The organism is Vulcanococcus limneticus LL (genome assembly GCF_943369875.1).
Classification (GTDB): domain Bacteria; phylum Cyanobacteriota; class Cyanobacteriia; order PCC-6307; family Cyanobiaceae; genus Vulcanococcus; species Vulcanococcus limneticus_A.
Genome location: NZ_CALROT020000003.1, coordinates 71,282 through 86,893 on the forward strand (window position 1 = coordinate 71,282; position 15,612 = coordinate 86,893).

Genomic DNA, 15,612 nt, shown 5'->3' on the forward strand with positions numbered 1-15,612 from the left:
CGGAGGGCCCAGGCTCCGGGGCAGGGGAGGGAGTCGGGAAGGGGGACGTCATCGCTTCAGCGCTCCCGGATCCGCACCAGGCGGTTGAGCCAGCCCATCAGCGCCGAGATCGCCAGATCGATCACCAGGTAGGCCCCCAGCAGGATCAGGATCACCTCCACGGCCCGGCCGGTCTGGTTGAGGGTGGTCTCAGCCACGGAATAGAGGTCGGTGTAGCCCACGGCCACCGCCAGGGCGGAGTTCTTGGCCAGGGAGATGTACTGGGTGTTCAGCCCCGGCACGATCACCCGCAGGGCCTGGGGCAGCACGATGCGGCGCAGGGTGACCAGCGGCCCGAGCCCCAGGGAGGCCGCCGCCTCCCACTGGCCCTTGGGCACCGCCGTGATGCCGCCGCGCACCACCTCGGAGATGAAGGCGCCGGTGTACACCACCAGGCCGGTCACCAGGGCGGAGAACTCCACCGTGAGCCGCAGCGGTGCCCGCCACACCCCCTCCACCAGGGTGGGGCCGCTCCAGCGCAGGCCCTCGCCGAACCAGGCCAGAAACAGCCCCGACTTGGCCAGCACCACCCCCGGCAGCTGCAGGGCCGCCTCGCCGTTCGGCAGGGCCAGAAACACGACGAAATACCAGAACACCAGCTGCAGCAGCAGCGGGATGTTGCGGATCAGCTCCACGTAGGAGCGGGCCAGGCCCCGCAGCAGGGCGTTGGGGCTGAAGGAGGCCAGACCCACCACCGTGCCCAGGGCCGTGGCACCCACCAGGCCCACCAGCACCGCCCGCAGGGTGTTGACCAGGCCCGCCACCAGGGCGCGCCAGTAGGGCAGCCCGGCATCGAAGGGCAGCAGGGTCTCGGAGACGTCGAAGCCGGCGGGCTGCTGCAGCCAGCGGAAGCTGAGCAGCATGCCGGCGGCGCTGAGGTTGCGCACCAGATTGCCCAGCAGGAAGGCGATCAGCAGCAGCACCACCAGGGCCACGGCGCCCTGCACCAGCCAGGGCAGCACCCGCCGGTCACGCCACCAGGGCAGGGGCCCGGGGAAGGGCTCGCCCATCAGCGGAACGGGGGCGAATAGATCAGGCCGCCCTGCTGCCACTGGCGGTTGAGGCCGCGCTCCAGCTTGAGCTTGGAGCCGGTGCCCACGTTGCGCTCAAAGATCTCGCCGTAGTTGCCCACGGCCTTCACCGCCTTCACCACGAAGTCGGGGGCCAGGCCCAGCTGCTTGCCGAATTCCCCCTCGACCCCCAGGAAGCGGCGCAGGTCGGCGAGGTTGGTCTTGGCCTTGGCCTCCGCCAGCTTGGCGTCGATGTTGGCCTGGGTGATGCCCAGCTCCTCGGCCTGCATCAGGGCGTACACGGTCCAGCGCACCGCATCGCTCCAGGCCGGATCGGCGTTCACGGTGGCCGGCGCCAGGGGCTCCTTGCTCAGCACCTCCGGCAGCAGGGTGTGGGCGGCGGGGTCGGGGAAGTTGGTGCGCTTGCCGGCCAGCTGGGAGCGGTCGCTGGTCACGGCCACGCAGCGGCCCTGCAGGTAGGCGGCGTAGGTCTGGTCGCCGGTCTGGAACTTCAGGGGCGTGTAGGCCGCATTGATCTCGCGCATGCGGTCGGCCAGGTTGAGCTCGGTGGTGGTGCCGGTCTCCACGCAGATCGGCTTGCCCGCCAGATCCTTGAGGCCCTTGATGCCGCTGGCCACGGGCACCATCACGCCCTGGCCGTCATAGAAGACGGGCGGCGCGAAGCTCAGGCCGTTGCCGCCGGCCGCGTCGCGGCTGAGGGTCACGGTGGTGTTGCGGGAGAGCAGGTCCACCTCGCCGCTGGCCAGGGCCGCAAAGCGCTCACTGGAGTTGAGGTCGCGGTAGTCCACCTTGGTGGGATCGCCGAGGGTGGCCGCCGCCACGGCCTTGCAGACGTCCACATCCAGGCCGGAGTACTGGCCGTCCGGGGCCACGAAGCTGAAGCCCGGCAGCTTGCCGTCCACCCCGCAGATCAACTTGCCGCGGCCCTTGAGGGTGGCCAGCTTCTGGCTCTGCAATCCGCCCTCCTCGGAGGCACAGCCCACCAGAGCCAGGGCCGCCAGCAGGGAGGCGGCGGAGAGCAGCTTGCGCATTCGGGCCATGGGCGGCGGCAGAGGGCAGCGGGGTGTCGGCGCAGTTTGCCAGGAACGGCCGCAGCGGTGGGGTAGGGAATCAGGCAGCGGCCAGCAGGCTCATCTGGTGCAGGCCATCGAGCCCCTGCCAGCCGAGGTAGATCCCGAGCAGCAGGGCGAACACCCCCACCAGCCACTCGGCCCGGTGCACGAGCCAGTCGTTGAGGCGGGTGAGCGGTTCCCGCAGCCGGCCACCGCTCAGCAGCCAGAGCAGGGGCGGCAGCAGCAGCAGTGAGGTGGCCATGGCCACGAACACCGCCCCCACCTCCAGATCGCCGCGCCAGCTGGTGTGGTTGGCCAGCAGCATGCCGCCCTCCTTCACATAGAACACCAGGTTTTCAGGGCTGATCAGGGCGCAGCCGGCCCCCAGGCCCATCAGCGGCATCCACTCCAGTTCCGGCAGCTGGCCCATCAGCTGCATGGCCCAGCCCTCCTCGCCGATCGTCACCGCCGGGGTGAGCTGGAACAGGCCCAGGCCCACCAGGGCCCCGGCGCCGATCAGGTCGATCAGCACCTGGCCGCGGGAGCCCAGGTGCATGGCCCAGCTGAAGCGCTGCCCCACCAGCACCACGGCGCAGAGGGCCCCGCCATTGGCCATGGCCCAGCCCGCCAGGTAGGTGGCGCAGCGCAGCAGCGGCTGGCGCCCCAGCAGCAGCAGGGCCACCAGGGCGATGTTGATCGGGCTGAAGGCGATGCCCAGGCCGAGGGCGATGGTCTGGGTGAGCCAGTGGAACGGCAGCATGCGGGGAGGCGGGAGACGCGCGGGGCACGGCTGGGCCGGCTCGGCACTGGCCTGGATTCTGGAGCTCAGCCCAGCAGCGCCGCGCGCACCTGCGCCGCGGAGCGGCCCTGCACCGCGATCCACTTGCTGCGGGAGGTGGCGCCCCGCACCAGGGTCACGTCGCGGGGGGGCACCCCCAGGCGCCGGGCCACGAAGCGCAGCAGGGCGGCGTTGGCCTCGCCGTCCACCGGCGGCGCCTGCAGCTTGATGGCGATGGCCCCATCGCGCTCGCCCAGCACCTGGTCGCGGCTGGAGCGGGGCTGCAGGCGGATGGCGACGGCGTCGTGGGCCATGGGGGCACGCTAAGGGCCGGCTCCTAGGGTCAAGGGACGTGCCGCTCCGGGGTTCTTGGCCTCCCACTCCTCCAGCCGCCACGGCGAGCCCCACCCCGAGGGCCCCGAGCACGGGGACCGTGTTCCAGCCAGGCGATCGCGCCTGGAGATGGGCTTCGAGCGCTGGCTGTGGCGCTTCCGGCTGATCGCCATCGTGCCGGTGGTGATGAGCCTGCTGAGCAGCGGCACCGCCTTCCTCTGCGGCACCCGCATCATTCTCTCGGCCCTCAAACTGCTGATGGCCGGCGGCAAGGAGAGCGCCATCATGGCCAAGCTTCTGGGTGAACTGGTGGGCGGAATCGACCTCTATCTGATCGGCATCGCCCTGCTGATCTTTGGCTATGGCGTGTATGAACTGCTGATCTCGGACATCGAGGCGGCACGGATTCCCGGCCAGGACGGCGGCAGCGGCCTGCTCGACATCCGCACCCTGGACGCCCTCAAGGAGAAGCTGGTGAAGGTGATCGTGGTGGCGCTGATCGTGGCGGCGTTCAAGTCGATGCTCGACTTTCCGATCGCCGGCCCCACCAGCCTGCTGGTGTTCAGCGGCAGCGTGCTGCTGCTGGCCCTGAGCGCCTGGCTGGTGGCCGGTGGCCCCCACGCCCGGAGGTCGGCCGAATGAGCCCCACCGCAAGCGCTTCCGGCCCCGCCGCCCCCGGCACCCGGCTCACGATCCGGCGGCCCGACGACTGGCACGTGCACCTGCGCGATGGCGCCATGTTGCGGGCGGTGGTGGGCCACACGGCCCGCCAGTTCGCCCGGGCGATCGTGATGCCCAACCTGCGGCCGCCGATCACCACCGCGGCGGCGGCGGCGGCCTACCGGCAGCGGATCCTGGCGGCGCTGGGGGAGAGCGACGCGGCCGGCGCCCCGGCAGGGCCGGCCTCGGCTCCGTTCGGGGCCGACTTCACACCGCTGATGACGGCCTACCTCACCGAGAGCCTCGATCCCGCCGAGCTGGAGCGGGGCCAGGCCGAGGGGATCCTCACGGCGGCCAAGCTCTACCCGGCCGGGGCCACCACCAACTCCGATGCCGGCGTGCGCGATCTGGCCCACATCGGGCCGGTGTTGGAGACGATGGAGCGGATCGGCCTGCCGCTGCTGATCCACGGCGAGGTGACCGACCCGGCGGTGGACATCTTCGATCGCGAGGCGGTGTTCATCGAGCGCCAGCTGATCCCGCTGCTGGAGCGCCACCCCGGCCTGAAGGTGGTGTTCGAGCACATCACCACCGCCGACGCCGCGGCCTTCGTGGCCGAGGCCGGCCCCAACCTGGCGGCCACGATCACCCCCCACCACCTGCACATCAACCGCAACAGCCTGTTCGCCGGCGGCCTGCGGCCGGACTTCTACTGCCTGCCGGTGGCCAAGCGCGAACGGCATCGCCTGGCCCTGCGGGCGGCCGCCACCTCCGGAAACCCCAAGTTCTTCCTGGGCACCGACACGGCGCCCCACGCCCGCGAGGCCAAGGAATCGGCCTGCGGCTGCGCCGGCATCTACAACGCCCCCTACGCGATCGAGAGCTACGCGGCGGTGTTCGAGCAGGAGGGCGCCCTGGAGCGGCTCGAGGCCTTTGCCAGTACGTTCGGCCCGCGCTTCTACGGCCTGCCTCCCAACACGGGCAGCCTCACGCTGGAGCGCCAGGACACCGAGGCCGAAACGGCCGAAGCGGTGCCCGTTGCTCTGGAGCTGGCCAACGGCACCAGCACGCCCACCCGGCTGGTGCCGTTCCACGCCGGTGAGGTGCTGCCCTGGCGGCTGGTGTGAGGCTCAGGCCTGGAGCTCGGCCGGCGGCTCCGGCTGCAGCCCCAGGAAACTGGCCAGCCACGGCAGGGTGAGGCCCTGCAGCAGCAGGTTGAGCACCACCACCACGAACACGATGCTCTGGGCGTTCTGGGCCAGGGTGTCGACGGTGGCGGCATCGACGCCGCGGAGGCGCGGGATGATCAGCACCACGTTGTAGGAGAGGGCCAGGGGCACGGCGCCGCGCAGCCCGCACCAGGAGATCAACAGCCCCTCGCGCCAGTTGAAGGGGGAGAAGGGCTGGCAGAGCAGCACGCTCAGGGGCCTGGCCACCAGCATCAGCGCCGCGGCAGTCACCACCCCGATCGACAGGGAGGGCAACAGATCGCTCGGCGACACCAGCAGACCGAAGATCAGGAAGATCGTGATCTCGGTCATGGTGTTGAAGGGCAGCAGCACCTCCTGGATCGACTCGTGGTTCACATCGGGGCGGCGGTAGCGCAGGTTGGCCATGAACAGACCCGTCACGTAGACGGCCACGAAACCCGCGCCACCGAGAAAGTGGCTGCAGCCGTAGTCGACGAAGGCGATGGACATGGCCACCACCAGCAGCTGGGCCTTCTCATGCACGAGCCAGTCGATCACGAACTTGGCCACGTAGCCGAAGGTCACCCCCACGATCATTCCGACGCCGATCTGCTGCAGGAAGTCGCGCACCCCGTCGAGCACCGAGAGCTCAAGGCCGGGCCCAGCGGCCGTGGCGGCGCTGGCCGTGGAACCGGCCACGAACACCCCCACGATCAGGCCGTAGACCAGCAGAGCCGCCGGGTCGTTCACCGCCGACTCGAACTCCAGCAGGTGGCGCAGCCGCTGGGGAATCCGATGGCGCACCTGCGTCAGAACACTCAGGGTGGCACCGGCATCGGTGGACCCCAGGCAGGCGGCGATCAGCAGGGCCGCCGCCAGGGGCATGCTGTTGGCCAGCCCCGGAGCCAGCTTGGCCCCCGAATCGGAGGCCAGCCACCAGATCATCAGCCCCAGCACGGTGGACGAGGCGATCACCCCGCCGATGGCGAGCAGCAGGCCGTATTCCAGGAAGCCCCGGATCGCGGCCAGCTCGGTCTTGAGGCCCGCGTAGAAGAGCAGCAGAGCCAGACCGAAGATGTGCAGGTCCTCGGCCTGGTGGTGGCTGAGGTGCAGGGAGTTGACATTGATGAACAACCCCAGCAGCAGCACCCCGAGGATCGAGGGGATGCCGATGCGGATCGAGAAGCGGCTGACGGCCAGGGTGCCGAGGAAGAGCACACCCAAGAACAGCAGCCGGCCCTGGACCGGTACGGCCTCAAGCGCAAGGGAAGCCGTGCGGCCCCCATCGCCTGCCGCCAGACCTGGCGCCGCTTCAGCCAGGACCGCAATGCCACGGAGCAGGGGCAGAGCGGCAACCATCGCGCGGCGGATCAGGGGGTGTGGCGACCGTAGACCCGTGGTCACCGGAAGCCGCTGCCATCTACCCCTGCTGAGGGATAGCGTGGGATCAGGCTTCTGCGGTCTGTTCCCGCTCCAGCCGGATCGGGATGACACAACCCACGGACTTGACCAGACGCTGGGTGCGGGTGGGCAGCTCCACCCTTCCTGACAGCCAGGCGGCCCTGGCCGAAGCCCTCCAGGGGATCGCCGGACCGACGCCGCCCAAGCTGGTGGTGCTCCTGGGGTCGCCCAGCTACGACCTGCCCGCCATCGCGGCAGGACTGCGGCAGGGGCTGCCGGAGGGCACCGCCGTGATCGGCTGCACGACCTCCGGGGAAATCGCCGCCGCCGGCTCCCTTCGCCAGGCCCTGGTGCTCTGGGCCCTGGGGGGTGAGGGCATCAATGTGGCCACGGGCATGGGCCAGGGCAACGACCAGGGGCTGCGCCAGGCCGCCACTGAGGCGGCCTACTGCCTCGAGCGGCTGCCCCAGCGCGAGCACACGGTGCTGCTGCTGCTGGCGGATGGGCTCTGTGGCGACCAGATGGATGTGGTGCGCGGCGCCTACGACGTGGCCAGCTTCGATGTGCCCCTGGTGGGGGGCTGCGCCGGCGACGACCTGGCCATGAAGCGGACCCATCAGATCCTGGGCGATCGGGTGCTGACCCAGGCCGTGGTGGCGGCCGCCATCAGCTCGGAGGCCCCCCTGGGCATCGGCGTGAGCCACGGCTGGAAGACGGCCAGTCCCCCCATGCTCGTGACCGGCAGCAAGGGCAACGTGCTGGCGTCCCTGGACGACCGGCCCGCCCTGGATGTCTACCTCGAGTTCTTCAATCCCCCGGAGCCGGTGCGCCACGACGCCACCGCCTTCGCCGCCTTCGCCGCCTGCCATCCGATCGGCATCCGGCGGCGCGACAAGATCGAGATGCGCCACATCACGGGCGCGGATTTCCAGACCCGCCAGCTGCTCACGGTGGCCGAGGTGCCCCAGGGCGGCCTGGCCTTCCTCACCGAAGGGGACGTGGACTCGGTGCTGGAGGCCGCTGAGGAGTCGTTCAAGCTGGCGATCGGGGCCCTGGATGGGGCCCCACCGGTGGGCCTGCTGCTGTTCGACTGCGTCTCCAGGCGCTCGATCTTCGACGCGTCGAACCTGCACGAGGAAACCGATCTGATCACTGCCACCAGCGGCGGGGTTCCCATGGCGGGCTTCTACACCTACGGCGAGATCGCCCGCACCAAGGGGGCCGGGGGCTTCCACAACCAGACCCTGGTGACCCTGGCCATCAGCTGATGGAGACGTCCTGGTCGCTGCACCTGCTCTCCGAGATCCTCTCGGCCTTCTCCACCGACGATCCCGACAACCTGCGCAATGCGGTGAACCGGGTGACGGAGGCGGTGGATGCCGAAGTGGGGGCGATCTTCGGCAGCGACGGCGTCACCTGCTGCATCGGCCTCAGTCCCCGCGAGGGGGCCCGGCTGGTGGAGCTGGCGGACGAGAGACCGGCCGAGGTTCAGATCCGCAGCGGCACGCTGCACACCTGCTGGGCCACCATCGGTGACGAGCAGCTGTTCGTGGGCAGGCTCGGCGATGCCTTCGACGTGGAGGAACGCTCGCTGTTGCGGGCGATGGCCCGCAGCATCGAACTGAGCATCGGGCTGCTGCGGGCCGTCTCGGCGGAGCGGCACGCCCGGGACAAGGCCCTCCACGACGCCACCCACGATGCGCTCACCGGTCTGCCGAATCGGCGCCTGGTGCTCGAGGCCCTGAACCAGGCCCTCGCCAGCGAGCCGCAGGGGGCGATGCGGCAGGTGGTGCTGTTCATCGACATCGACCGCTTCAAGATCGTCAATGACGCCCACGGCCACGCCGCGGGCGATCAGCTGCTCATCAACGTGGCGCACCAGCTGCGGGAGTCGGTGCGGGGTTCGGATCTGGTGGGACGGCTGTCGGGCGATGAATTCATCGTGATCAGCCAGACCGCCACGGTGGGCGCCGCCACCGATCTGGCCCAGCGCATCATTCAGGCGATCCGCCGGCCGATCGTGGTGGCGGGCACGGAACTGAGCCACAGCGCCTCCATCGGCATCGCCTTCGCCGAGGCAGGGCAGGAGGCCCATGCGCTGCTGGAGAACGCCGACATCGCGATGTATCAGGCGAAAGGCCGCGGCAAGGGCCACTGGGCCATCTTCGAGGAGTCGATGCGGGCCGAGGCACGACAGCGCCTCTACCTGGAAGGGGAGCTGCGCCACGCCATCGAGAACGGCGAGATCGAGAGCCACTACCAGCCGATCTACCGGCTCTCCGACCGCAGGCTGGTGGGTTTCGAGGCCCTGGCCCGCTGGCGCCATCGCCAGCTGGGGCTGCTCCCCCCCAGCGCCTTCATCCCGCAGGCGGAATCGTCGGAGGTGATTGTGCACATCGACTTGGAGGTGCTGAACCAGGCCGCCGGCGCTATCGCCCGCTGGCAACGGATCGACGGGCTGGCGGACCTGCGGCTGTCCTCCAACCTGTCGGCCCGCACCCTGAACGAGGCCCGACTCCAGCAGCGCATCGCCGGGATTCTGGACAGCAACGGGCTGGATCCCGGCAGCCTCTACCTGGAGATCACCGAGACCATGCTCGTCGATGACATCCAGTCGACGACAAAGACCATCAATGGACTGCGGGACCTGGGGGTACGCCTGGCGATCGACGACTTCGGCACGGGCTACTCCTCCCTGCTCTACCTGAAGCGCTTCCCCGTGGGCGTGCTCAAGATCGATCGCTCCTTCGTGGATGGCCTGGTGAGCAACCCGGAGGACGAGATGATCGCCGGGGCGATCATCTCCCTGGCCAAGGCCCTGGGCCTCGAGGTGGTGGCCGAAGGCGTGGAGACGGAGGAGCAGCGGCGCATCATCGAGCGGCTGGGCAGCGACTTCGGCCAGGGCTACCTGTTCGGCCGGCCCCAGGGCCACCTGGAGACCCTACGGCTGATCGAGGGCTATGCCCGCAGCCAGCGGCACCACTCTCATGCCTGAGCGCCCAGCTGAACGGCCTGCTCGGAAGTGAGCCGCCCGGCCGCCAGCAGCACCGCCGTGATGCGGCCGATGTCGAGCACCGCGTGGGTGCGGTAGCCGGCCTCGGCCAGGCGCTGCCGGGCTTGGCCGCCGTGGTCGATGAACACCACCACATCGCGCACCACCAGACCGGAGCTGGCGAGCTTGGCGATGCCATCGAGCACGCTGCCGCCGGTGATCAGGATGTCGTCCACCACCACCACGGTCTCGCCCTCGCGGAAGTCGCCCTCGATCTGGCGGCGGGCGCCGTGGGCCTTCACCTCCTTGCGCGGATAGATCAGCGGCTTGTGCAGCTGCAGCGACAGGCCGGTGGCGGTGGGCAGCGAGCCGTAGGGGATGCCGGCGATGCGATCGAACGTCAGCCCCTGCAGCAGCTCGCTGTAGGTGTGCAACACCCGGTGAAACAGGTTGGGATCGGAGATGATGCGGCGCAGGTCGATGTAATAGCTGAACACGGCACCCGAGGCCTGCACGTAGTCGCCGAACAGCAGGCAGCCGATGTCGAACAGATCCACGATCAGCGCGGCCAGGGGATCGGCCGCTGGGTCGGCAGATAGGGCCGCGGAGGGCGGCTCGGCGGAGGGATCCTCCGGGGCGGACTGCTCGGCGGACGGCGGGACTGCGGCCGGCTGGGGCAGCCACAGGTCGCAGCGGTCGGCGGCGGGGCTGCGGGCGGCGATCACCCGCTCGCGCACGGCGCTGATCTGGCGCTTGAGGGCGGCCGCCCCCTCCGCCAGCCCCTCCTCCCCCCGCAGGTTCTGGGGCAGCGGCAGCCGCAGGCCATCGGCGGCGCTGGTGAGCCCCGCCTGCAGCAGCGCCTCCAGCCGCTCCTCCCGGCCCCAGAGGCTGCGCAGGATCAGCACGTGCTCCGGGGCGGCGGCCCGCACCCGCTCGAGGATGCGCGGGTCGCTGGTACCCACCTCCAGCAGCAGCTGCTCCGGCGTGGCCCACAGCTGGCACTCACGCACCACCCGCAGATAGAAGGGGTCGCTCTCGTCGGGGTGGTGCTGCAGCACCCGCGCCGCCGGACTGGAGCTGTGGCAGGTCACCACCACGGCCCGGTCGGTGTGCAGCAGGAAGGGGGCGGCGATGTCCTGGCCGGCCAGGGGCGAGAGCGACACCGCATCGACGCCCAGGTCGTGGAACAGGTAGTGGGCCAGGGCCGAGGCCGAGTTGAGGTCGGCGTGCTTGGCGTCGAGGATCAGGGGCAGATCGGGCGGCACCAGCTCCCGCACCTCCCGCAGCAGGTCGATGCCCACGGCCCCCAGGGCCTGGTAGAAGCCGAGGCTGGGCTTCACGGCACACACGTGGTCGGCGGTGGCCTCGATCACCGCCTTGATCCAGCGCCGCGCCTGGGAGAGGAACGAGCCCGTGCCGCCGCCGCGGCTGCGGTTCCAGGTGTGCAGCATCTCCGGGTTGGGATCCAGCCCGGTGATCAGCAGCGACTGGCGACTGGCGATCGCCTCGGTGAGCTTGAGAAAGAAGGTCACGGCCGGGCGCCGCCGCTGCTGCTGTTGCCGTTGCTAACCCCCCACCGGGGATGGGCGTGGCTCAGCACACAGCTCTTAAGAAAGGCCTCCGCGCCCAAGCGGCCGGGCCCAGGCAGCCGGGGGGCTTCAATGCCGCCATCCCGCCCTGGCCCCGCTTGAGCGCGTCGCAGACCGATCGCGAATCCCCAGGGGATTCCCCGCCCGAGCCGGGAACCGCCGTGCTGGCCCTCACCCCGGCCCAGCGCCGCAGCGCCGGCCTGGCGGCCCTGCTGGGCAACGCCCTGGAGTGGTACGACTTCGCCGTCTACGGCTACGTAGCCAGCGCCCTGGGCGAGGCCTTCTTCCCGGCGGACGTGCCGGCCCTGCGCACCATGGCCGCCTTCGGGGTATTCGCCGTGGGCTACCTGATGCGGCCGGTGGGCAGCCTGGTGCTGGGCCCCCTGGGCGACCTGCTGGGCCGGCGGCTGATGCTGAGCCTGAGCATCGTGATCATGGGCGGCTCGAGCCTGCTGATCGGCCTTCTGCCCACCCACCAGCAGATCGGCATGACGGCCGGCATCCTGCTGGTGGTGCTGCGGATGCTGCAGGGCTTCTCGGTGGGCGGTGAGTTCACCGGCAGCATCACCTACGCCGCCGAGGCGGCCGGCCACGGCCGCAGCGGACTGCTCTCCAGCCTGGCGGTGTCGGGCGGACTGCTGGGCTTCAGCCTCGGCTCCCTCACGGCGGCGCTGGTGGGCTGGGCCCTCGGCGATGCGGCCATGGCGGCCTGGGGCTGGCGGCTGCCGTTCCTGCTGGGAGCGGGGGTGGCCTTGCTGGGCCTGTGGATGCGCCGTTCGATGCCGGAAACCCTGCCGGATGACGACCAGCGTGCCCCGATCCAGAAGAGCGGCGAGCTGCTGGCGGCCATGGGCTGGAGCCTGCGCCAGCTGGTAGGCGAATGGCCGCTGGTGCTGCGGGTGGTGGGCCTGGTGAGCTTCGCCAACGTGGTGTTCTACGTGAGCTTCGTGTTCCTGGTGGACCACGCCGGCCAGCACGCCGGCAGCAGCGCCGGGGCCAACAGCGTGTCGACCGTGATGCAGACCCTGGGGCTGCCGCTGGTGGTGCTGGGGGGCCACCTGGCGGACCGCTACGGGCTGGTGGCCGTGAACCGCTGGGGCAACGCGGGCCTGGCGCTGATCACGCCAGTGGCACTGCTGATCGGCCAGGGCGGCGGCCTGGCGGGGCTCGCCATCGCCCAGGGGCTGGTGCTGCTGCCGCTGATGACCACCATGGGCGCCCAGGGGGTGCTGGGGGTGGTGATGGTGCCGCCGGGCCAGCGCTGCGCCGTGTTCTCGATCGGCTACAGCCTGGGCATGGCGCTGTTCGCCGGCACCGCGCCGCTGGTGGCCAGCTGGCTGCTGGGGGGCCTGGACTGGCCCTGGGGCACGCCGCTCTACTGCCTGGTGTACGCGGGCTTTGCCCTCTGGGCCGTTCAGGCCAGCCGCGGCGATCTGGCCCGCCGCTCCGCCGAGGCCGGCGCTGCCGACGGCGGCGTCAGGCCCGCGCCTCGCGGTGCATCCAGCTGATCCAGTCGGCGGAGATCTGCTGGGGGCAGACGGCCTCACACTCCAGCTGGCTGCTGCAGCTGCCGAAGCCCTCGGCCACCATCTGCTCCTGCATCGCGGCGGCCCGGCGGGCCCGCTCGGGCTGGCCCTGGGGCAGCTGGCCCAGGTGGGCCAGCTTGGCGGCCACGAACAGGCTGGCGGAGGCGTTGCGGCAGCTGGCGATGCAGGCGCCGCAGCCGATGCAGGTGGCCGTCTCGAAGGCGGAGCGGGCCTGGTCGCGGCCCACCAGCAGGCCATTGGCCTCCGGCGCACTGCCGATCGGCACGGAGCAGTAGCCCCCCGCCGCGATCAGGCGATCGAGGGCCGAGCGCTCCACCGCCAGGTCCTGGATCAGGGGGAAGGCGGCGGCGCGCCAGGGCTCCAGCACCAGGGTGGCGCCATCGGCGAAGTGGCGCAGATACAGCTGACAGACGGTGGTGGCCGGCCGGGGGCCGTGGGCCTGACCATTCACCAGGAAGCCGCAGCTGCCACAGATGCCCTCGCGGCAGTCGTGCTCGAAATGCACCGGCCGCTCGCCGGCGGCGATCAGGCGCTCATTGAGCAGGTCGAGGGCCTCCAGCAGCGACAGATCGGCGGAAACCTGCTCCAGCCGGTGACTCTCAAAGTGGCCCGGTTGGTCCGGCGCGACCTGGCGCCAGAGGCGCAGGGTGATCGAGAGGGTGGAACGCATCGGCCGGCCTCTCGACCCAGCGGGCGAGTTCATTCTGGCCAAGGCGTTCTGACTCAAGTGGGGTACACAATGGGATGTGGTGCCCCCCGTCAGCATGGCTGAGCCCGTTCCCTCCATCGCCTCGCTGCAGGCGGGCGACCGTCCCTTCGTGCTCGCCGATCACCTCGGCAACGTGGTGGCCATCAACCCGGCCTTCCAGGCGACCTATGGCTGGAGCCAGGCCGATCTGGCCGGAACGCCCCTGAGTCGCATCCTGCCGGAGGCCTTTCAGATGTCCCACCAGCTGGGCTTCTCCCGGTTCCAGGCCACCGAGCAATCCACGATCCTGGCCCACCCCCTGCGGCTCAAGACCATCTGCAGCGATGGCCGCGCGGTGATCTCCGAACACTTCATCGTGGCGGAGAAGCAGAGCGACACGTGGGTGTTCGGAGCCACCCTCACCCCACTTCCCGAAGACGCGGAAGAGGAGCCATGACTGGCGCCCCTCCGACCGCCTTGGAAAGCCAGCTGGTCGCGGAACTGCGCCGCACCCTGGGCTGGCTGGAGGAGGCCCTGGACAGCATCGGCGATGGCCTGGTGATCACCGACGCCGAGACCAGGGTTCTGTGGTGCAACGCGGGCTTTGAGGCCTTCTGCAGGCGCTCCAAGCTGATGATGCTCGGAGAGCCGCTGCACGCCCAACTGCCACGCAGCTGCAGCGGCCAGCCCCTCCTGGACGCGACGGCCCTCCAGGGAAAGGGCCGCGATGGGCTGAGCGGGCGGCTGACGGGCGTGCTGAGCCAGGAGCCCCTGCGGGCCGTGGAGATTCAGTGGCGTGAGGTGAAGCGGGAGGCCTCCGGGCCGCTGGTGTTCACCATCCGCGACATCAGCCTGCTGCTCACCAACGCCGAACTCCAGAGCCGGGCTGATCTGGCCAACGAGCGCCGCGCCGAGAGCGAGACCCGCAATGCCCAGCTGCGGGAGCAGCAGCGCAACCTGGCAGCCCAGGTGGTGGAGTGCCCGGTCACGGGGCTGCCCAACCGCCGGGCCCTGCAGAACCGCATCGCCGACGCCCTCGCGGATCTGGAGGCCGAGGCGGGTCAGGTCACGATCCTGTTCTGCGATCTCAACGGCTTCAAGGAGATCAACGATCTCTACGGCCACCATGTGGGCGACGAGCTGCTGGTGGAGGTGGGTCAGCGGCTGCAGCAGGGCCTGCGCCCCGGCGACACCCTGGCCCGGCTCGGCGGCGATGAATTCGTGGTGCTCACCTGCGGCCGCCTCGATGAGATCGAGGCCCTGGAGCTGGGCATGCGACTGCAACAGCGGCTGGCCACACCCTGGATCGCCGAGGACTATCTGATCCGGCCCTCCATGAGTGTGGGCATCGCCGGCACCACCGATCCCGACATCGGCATCGATGAACTGCTGCGGCGGGCCGACCTGGCGATGTACGACGCCAAGGCCAAGAATGATCCGAAGATCTCCCACTACAACGATTCCATCGACCTGGAGGTCAAGCGCACGATCGTCCTCAAGCGCCAGCTCAAGCAGGCCATCGAAGACAACGAACTGAACCTGGTTTACCAGCCGATCGTGACCCTCTCCGACGGACTCCCGGTGGGCCAGGAAAGCCTGGTCCGGATCCAGAGCCCCGGCCGGCCGGCCCTGAACCCCTCGGAATTCATCCCCCTGGCCGAGCGCACCGGCCTGATCCTGCCGCTGGGCCGCTGGGTGGTCAGGGAGGCCATGGACCAGGTGAAACGCCTGCAGCGCCAGAGCCGGTCCCTGCTCACCTCCATCAACGTGAGCCCCCTGCAGCTGAAACAGGAGGGCTTCGCCAGCTGGTTCCTGGCCCAGGCGGAGGAGCGCGATCTCGACCCGGTTCTGTTCAGTATCGAGGTGACCGAAGGCATGCTGATCGATCATCCCGAGCAGACCACCCGTGAGCTGCAGCACCTGCGCCAGGCTGGAGTGCGCGTGTATCTCGACGACTTCGGAACGGGCTACTCCAGCATGTCGTGGCTGGCAAAGCTACCGATTGATGCCATCAAGATCGACCGCAGCTTCGCGGCCGATTTCCTGATGGATCGACGCAAGCAGACCGTGCTCCAGTCGATGATCACGCTGGCCCAGGATCTCAACTTCACGGTGATTGCCGAAGGAATCGAAAGCGAGAAGCAACACCTCGGCCTGCTGGAGATGGGCTGCACCCACGGACAGGGGTATTACTACGGACGGCCGAGGGGCTACAGCGCCGACTGAAGCCCCTGCCACGCCTCCCAGGGATCGATGCAGTAGATCGACTCGCGGATCGATTCAGAGGCTCGATTCAGAATCCAGACAGACCG

14 protein-coding genes are annotated in these 15,612 nt (G+C 70.0%); 7 read left to right on the plus strand and 7 right to left on the minus strand.

The genetic code is table 11. The annotated features are described in order from the left end of the window. Positions 1 to 56: 56 nt before the first annotated feature. The 4 genes from ACLV7J_RS04730 to ACLV7J_RS04745 form a co-directional block, all read right to left on the minus strand. Positions 57 to 1,049: an ABC transporter permease subunit gene (locus ACLV7J_RS04730; protein WP_411867971.1), complete on the minus strand. Its 993-nt coding sequence runs from the start codon at positions 1,047 to 1,049 to the stop codon at positions 57 to 59. Continuing rightward, entirely contained in the window at positions 1,049 to 2,101 is a 1,053-nt protein-coding gene (locus ACLV7J_RS04735) for an amino acid ABC transporter substrate-binding protein (RefSeq protein ID WP_411868170.1), read from the minus strand. The genes ACLV7J_RS04730 and ACLV7J_RS04735 overlap by 1 nt, the downstream gene beginning before the upstream one ends. Positions 2,102 to 2,180: 79 nt before the next feature. Then, positions 2,181 to 2,882 carry a GAP family protein gene (locus ACLV7J_RS04740; protein WP_411867972.1) on the minus strand — a complete coding sequence of 234 codons (702 nt, stop codon included), beginning with the start codon at positions 2,880 to 2,882 and terminating at the stop codon, positions 2,181 to 2,183. Positions 2,883 to 2,947: 65 nt separating this feature from the next. Continuing rightward, the gene (locus ACLV7J_RS04745; RefSeq protein ID WP_411867973.1) at positions 2,948 to 3,214 is read right to left on the minus strand and encodes a DUF167 domain-containing protein; all 267 of its coding nucleotides are present in this window, start codon (positions 3,212 to 3,214) and stop codon (positions 2,948 to 2,950) included. A gap of 55 nt (positions 3,215 to 3,269) precedes the next feature. Between ACLV7J_RS04745 and ACLV7J_RS04750 the strand changes: the two genes are divergently transcribed. Then, on the plus strand, positions 3,270 to 3,875 hold the full coding sequence (locus ACLV7J_RS04750; RefSeq protein WP_411867974.1) for a YqhA family protein: 606 nt from the start codon (positions 3,270 to 3,272) through the stop codon (positions 3,873 to 3,875). Next, complete coding sequence (gene pyrC / locus ACLV7J_RS04755) at positions 3,872 to 5,020, plus strand: dihydroorotase (RefSeq protein ID WP_411867975.1); 1,149 nt, start codon at positions 3,872 to 3,874, stop codon at positions 5,018 to 5,020. The genes ACLV7J_RS04750 and pyrC overlap by 4 nt, the downstream gene beginning before the upstream one ends. A 3-nt stretch (positions 5,021 to 5,023) precedes the next feature. Here pyrC and ACLV7J_RS04760 read toward each other — a convergent pair whose 3' ends face one another. After that, positions 5,024 to 6,301 carry a cation:proton antiporter gene (locus tag ACLV7J_RS04760; RefSeq protein WP_411868171.1) on the minus strand — a complete coding sequence of 426 codons (1,278 nt, stop codon included), beginning with the start codon at positions 6,299 to 6,301 and terminating at the stop codon, positions 5,024 to 5,026. A gap of 287 nt (positions 6,302 to 6,588) precedes the next feature. Between ACLV7J_RS04760 and ACLV7J_RS04765 the strand changes: the two genes are divergently transcribed. After that, positions 6,589 to 7,752 carry an FIST signal transduction protein gene (locus ACLV7J_RS04765; protein ID WP_411867976.1) on the plus strand — a complete coding sequence of 388 codons (1,164 nt, stop codon included), beginning with the start codon at positions 6,589 to 6,591 and terminating at the stop codon, positions 7,750 to 7,752. Continuing rightward, positions 7,752 to 9,479 (plus strand): putative bifunctional diguanylate cyclase/phosphodiesterase, encoded by a 1,728-nt coding sequence (locus ACLV7J_RS04770; RefSeq protein ID WP_411867977.1) that lies wholly within the window; start codon positions 7,752 to 7,754, stop codon positions 9,477 to 9,479. Before ACLV7J_RS04765 ends, ACLV7J_RS04770 begins: the two co-directional genes overlap by 1 nt. On the opposite strand, the gene ACLV7J_RS04775 is transcribed toward ACLV7J_RS04770, so the two are convergent. Then, positions 9,470 to 11,008 (minus strand): bifunctional orotidine-5'-phosphate decarboxylase/orotate phosphoribosyltransferase, encoded by a 1,539-nt coding sequence (locus tag ACLV7J_RS04775; RefSeq protein ID WP_411867978.1) that lies wholly within the window; start codon positions 11,006 to 11,008, stop codon positions 9,470 to 9,472. The two genes, ACLV7J_RS04770 and ACLV7J_RS04775, sit on opposite strands and share 10 nt — an antisense overlap. Before the next feature lie 155 nt (positions 11,009 to 11,163). Between ACLV7J_RS04775 and ACLV7J_RS04780 the strand changes: the two genes are divergently transcribed. Continuing rightward, positions 11,164 to 12,573, plus strand: a complete 1,410-nt coding sequence (locus ACLV7J_RS04780) for an MFS transporter (protein WP_411867979.1) — start codon at positions 11,164 to 11,166, stop codon at positions 12,571 to 12,573. Here the strand turns inward: ACLV7J_RS04780 and ACLV7J_RS04785 are convergent. After that, the gene (locus ACLV7J_RS04785) at positions 12,542 to 13,282 is read right to left on the minus strand and encodes a succinate dehydrogenase/fumarate reductase iron-sulfur subunit (protein ID WP_411867980.1); all 741 of its coding nucleotides are present in this window, start codon (positions 13,280 to 13,282) and stop codon (positions 12,542 to 12,544) included. The genes ACLV7J_RS04780 and ACLV7J_RS04785 overlap by 32 nt on opposite strands. A gap of 94 nt (positions 13,283 to 13,376) precedes the next feature. Between ACLV7J_RS04785 and ACLV7J_RS04790 the strand changes: the two genes are divergently transcribed. Further along, the gene (locus ACLV7J_RS04790) at positions 13,377 to 13,757 is read left to right on the plus strand and encodes a PAS domain-containing protein (RefSeq protein ID WP_411867981.1); all 381 of its coding nucleotides are present in this window, start codon (positions 13,377 to 13,379) and stop codon (positions 13,755 to 13,757) included. Positions 13,758 to 13,777: 20 nt separating this feature from the next. After that, a complete protein-coding gene (locus tag ACLV7J_RS04795) occupies positions 13,778 to 15,526 on the plus strand; it encodes an EAL domain-containing protein (protein ID WP_411867982.1) in 1,749 nt (582 codons plus the stop codon). Positions 15,527 to 15,612: the final 86 nt, after the last annotated feature.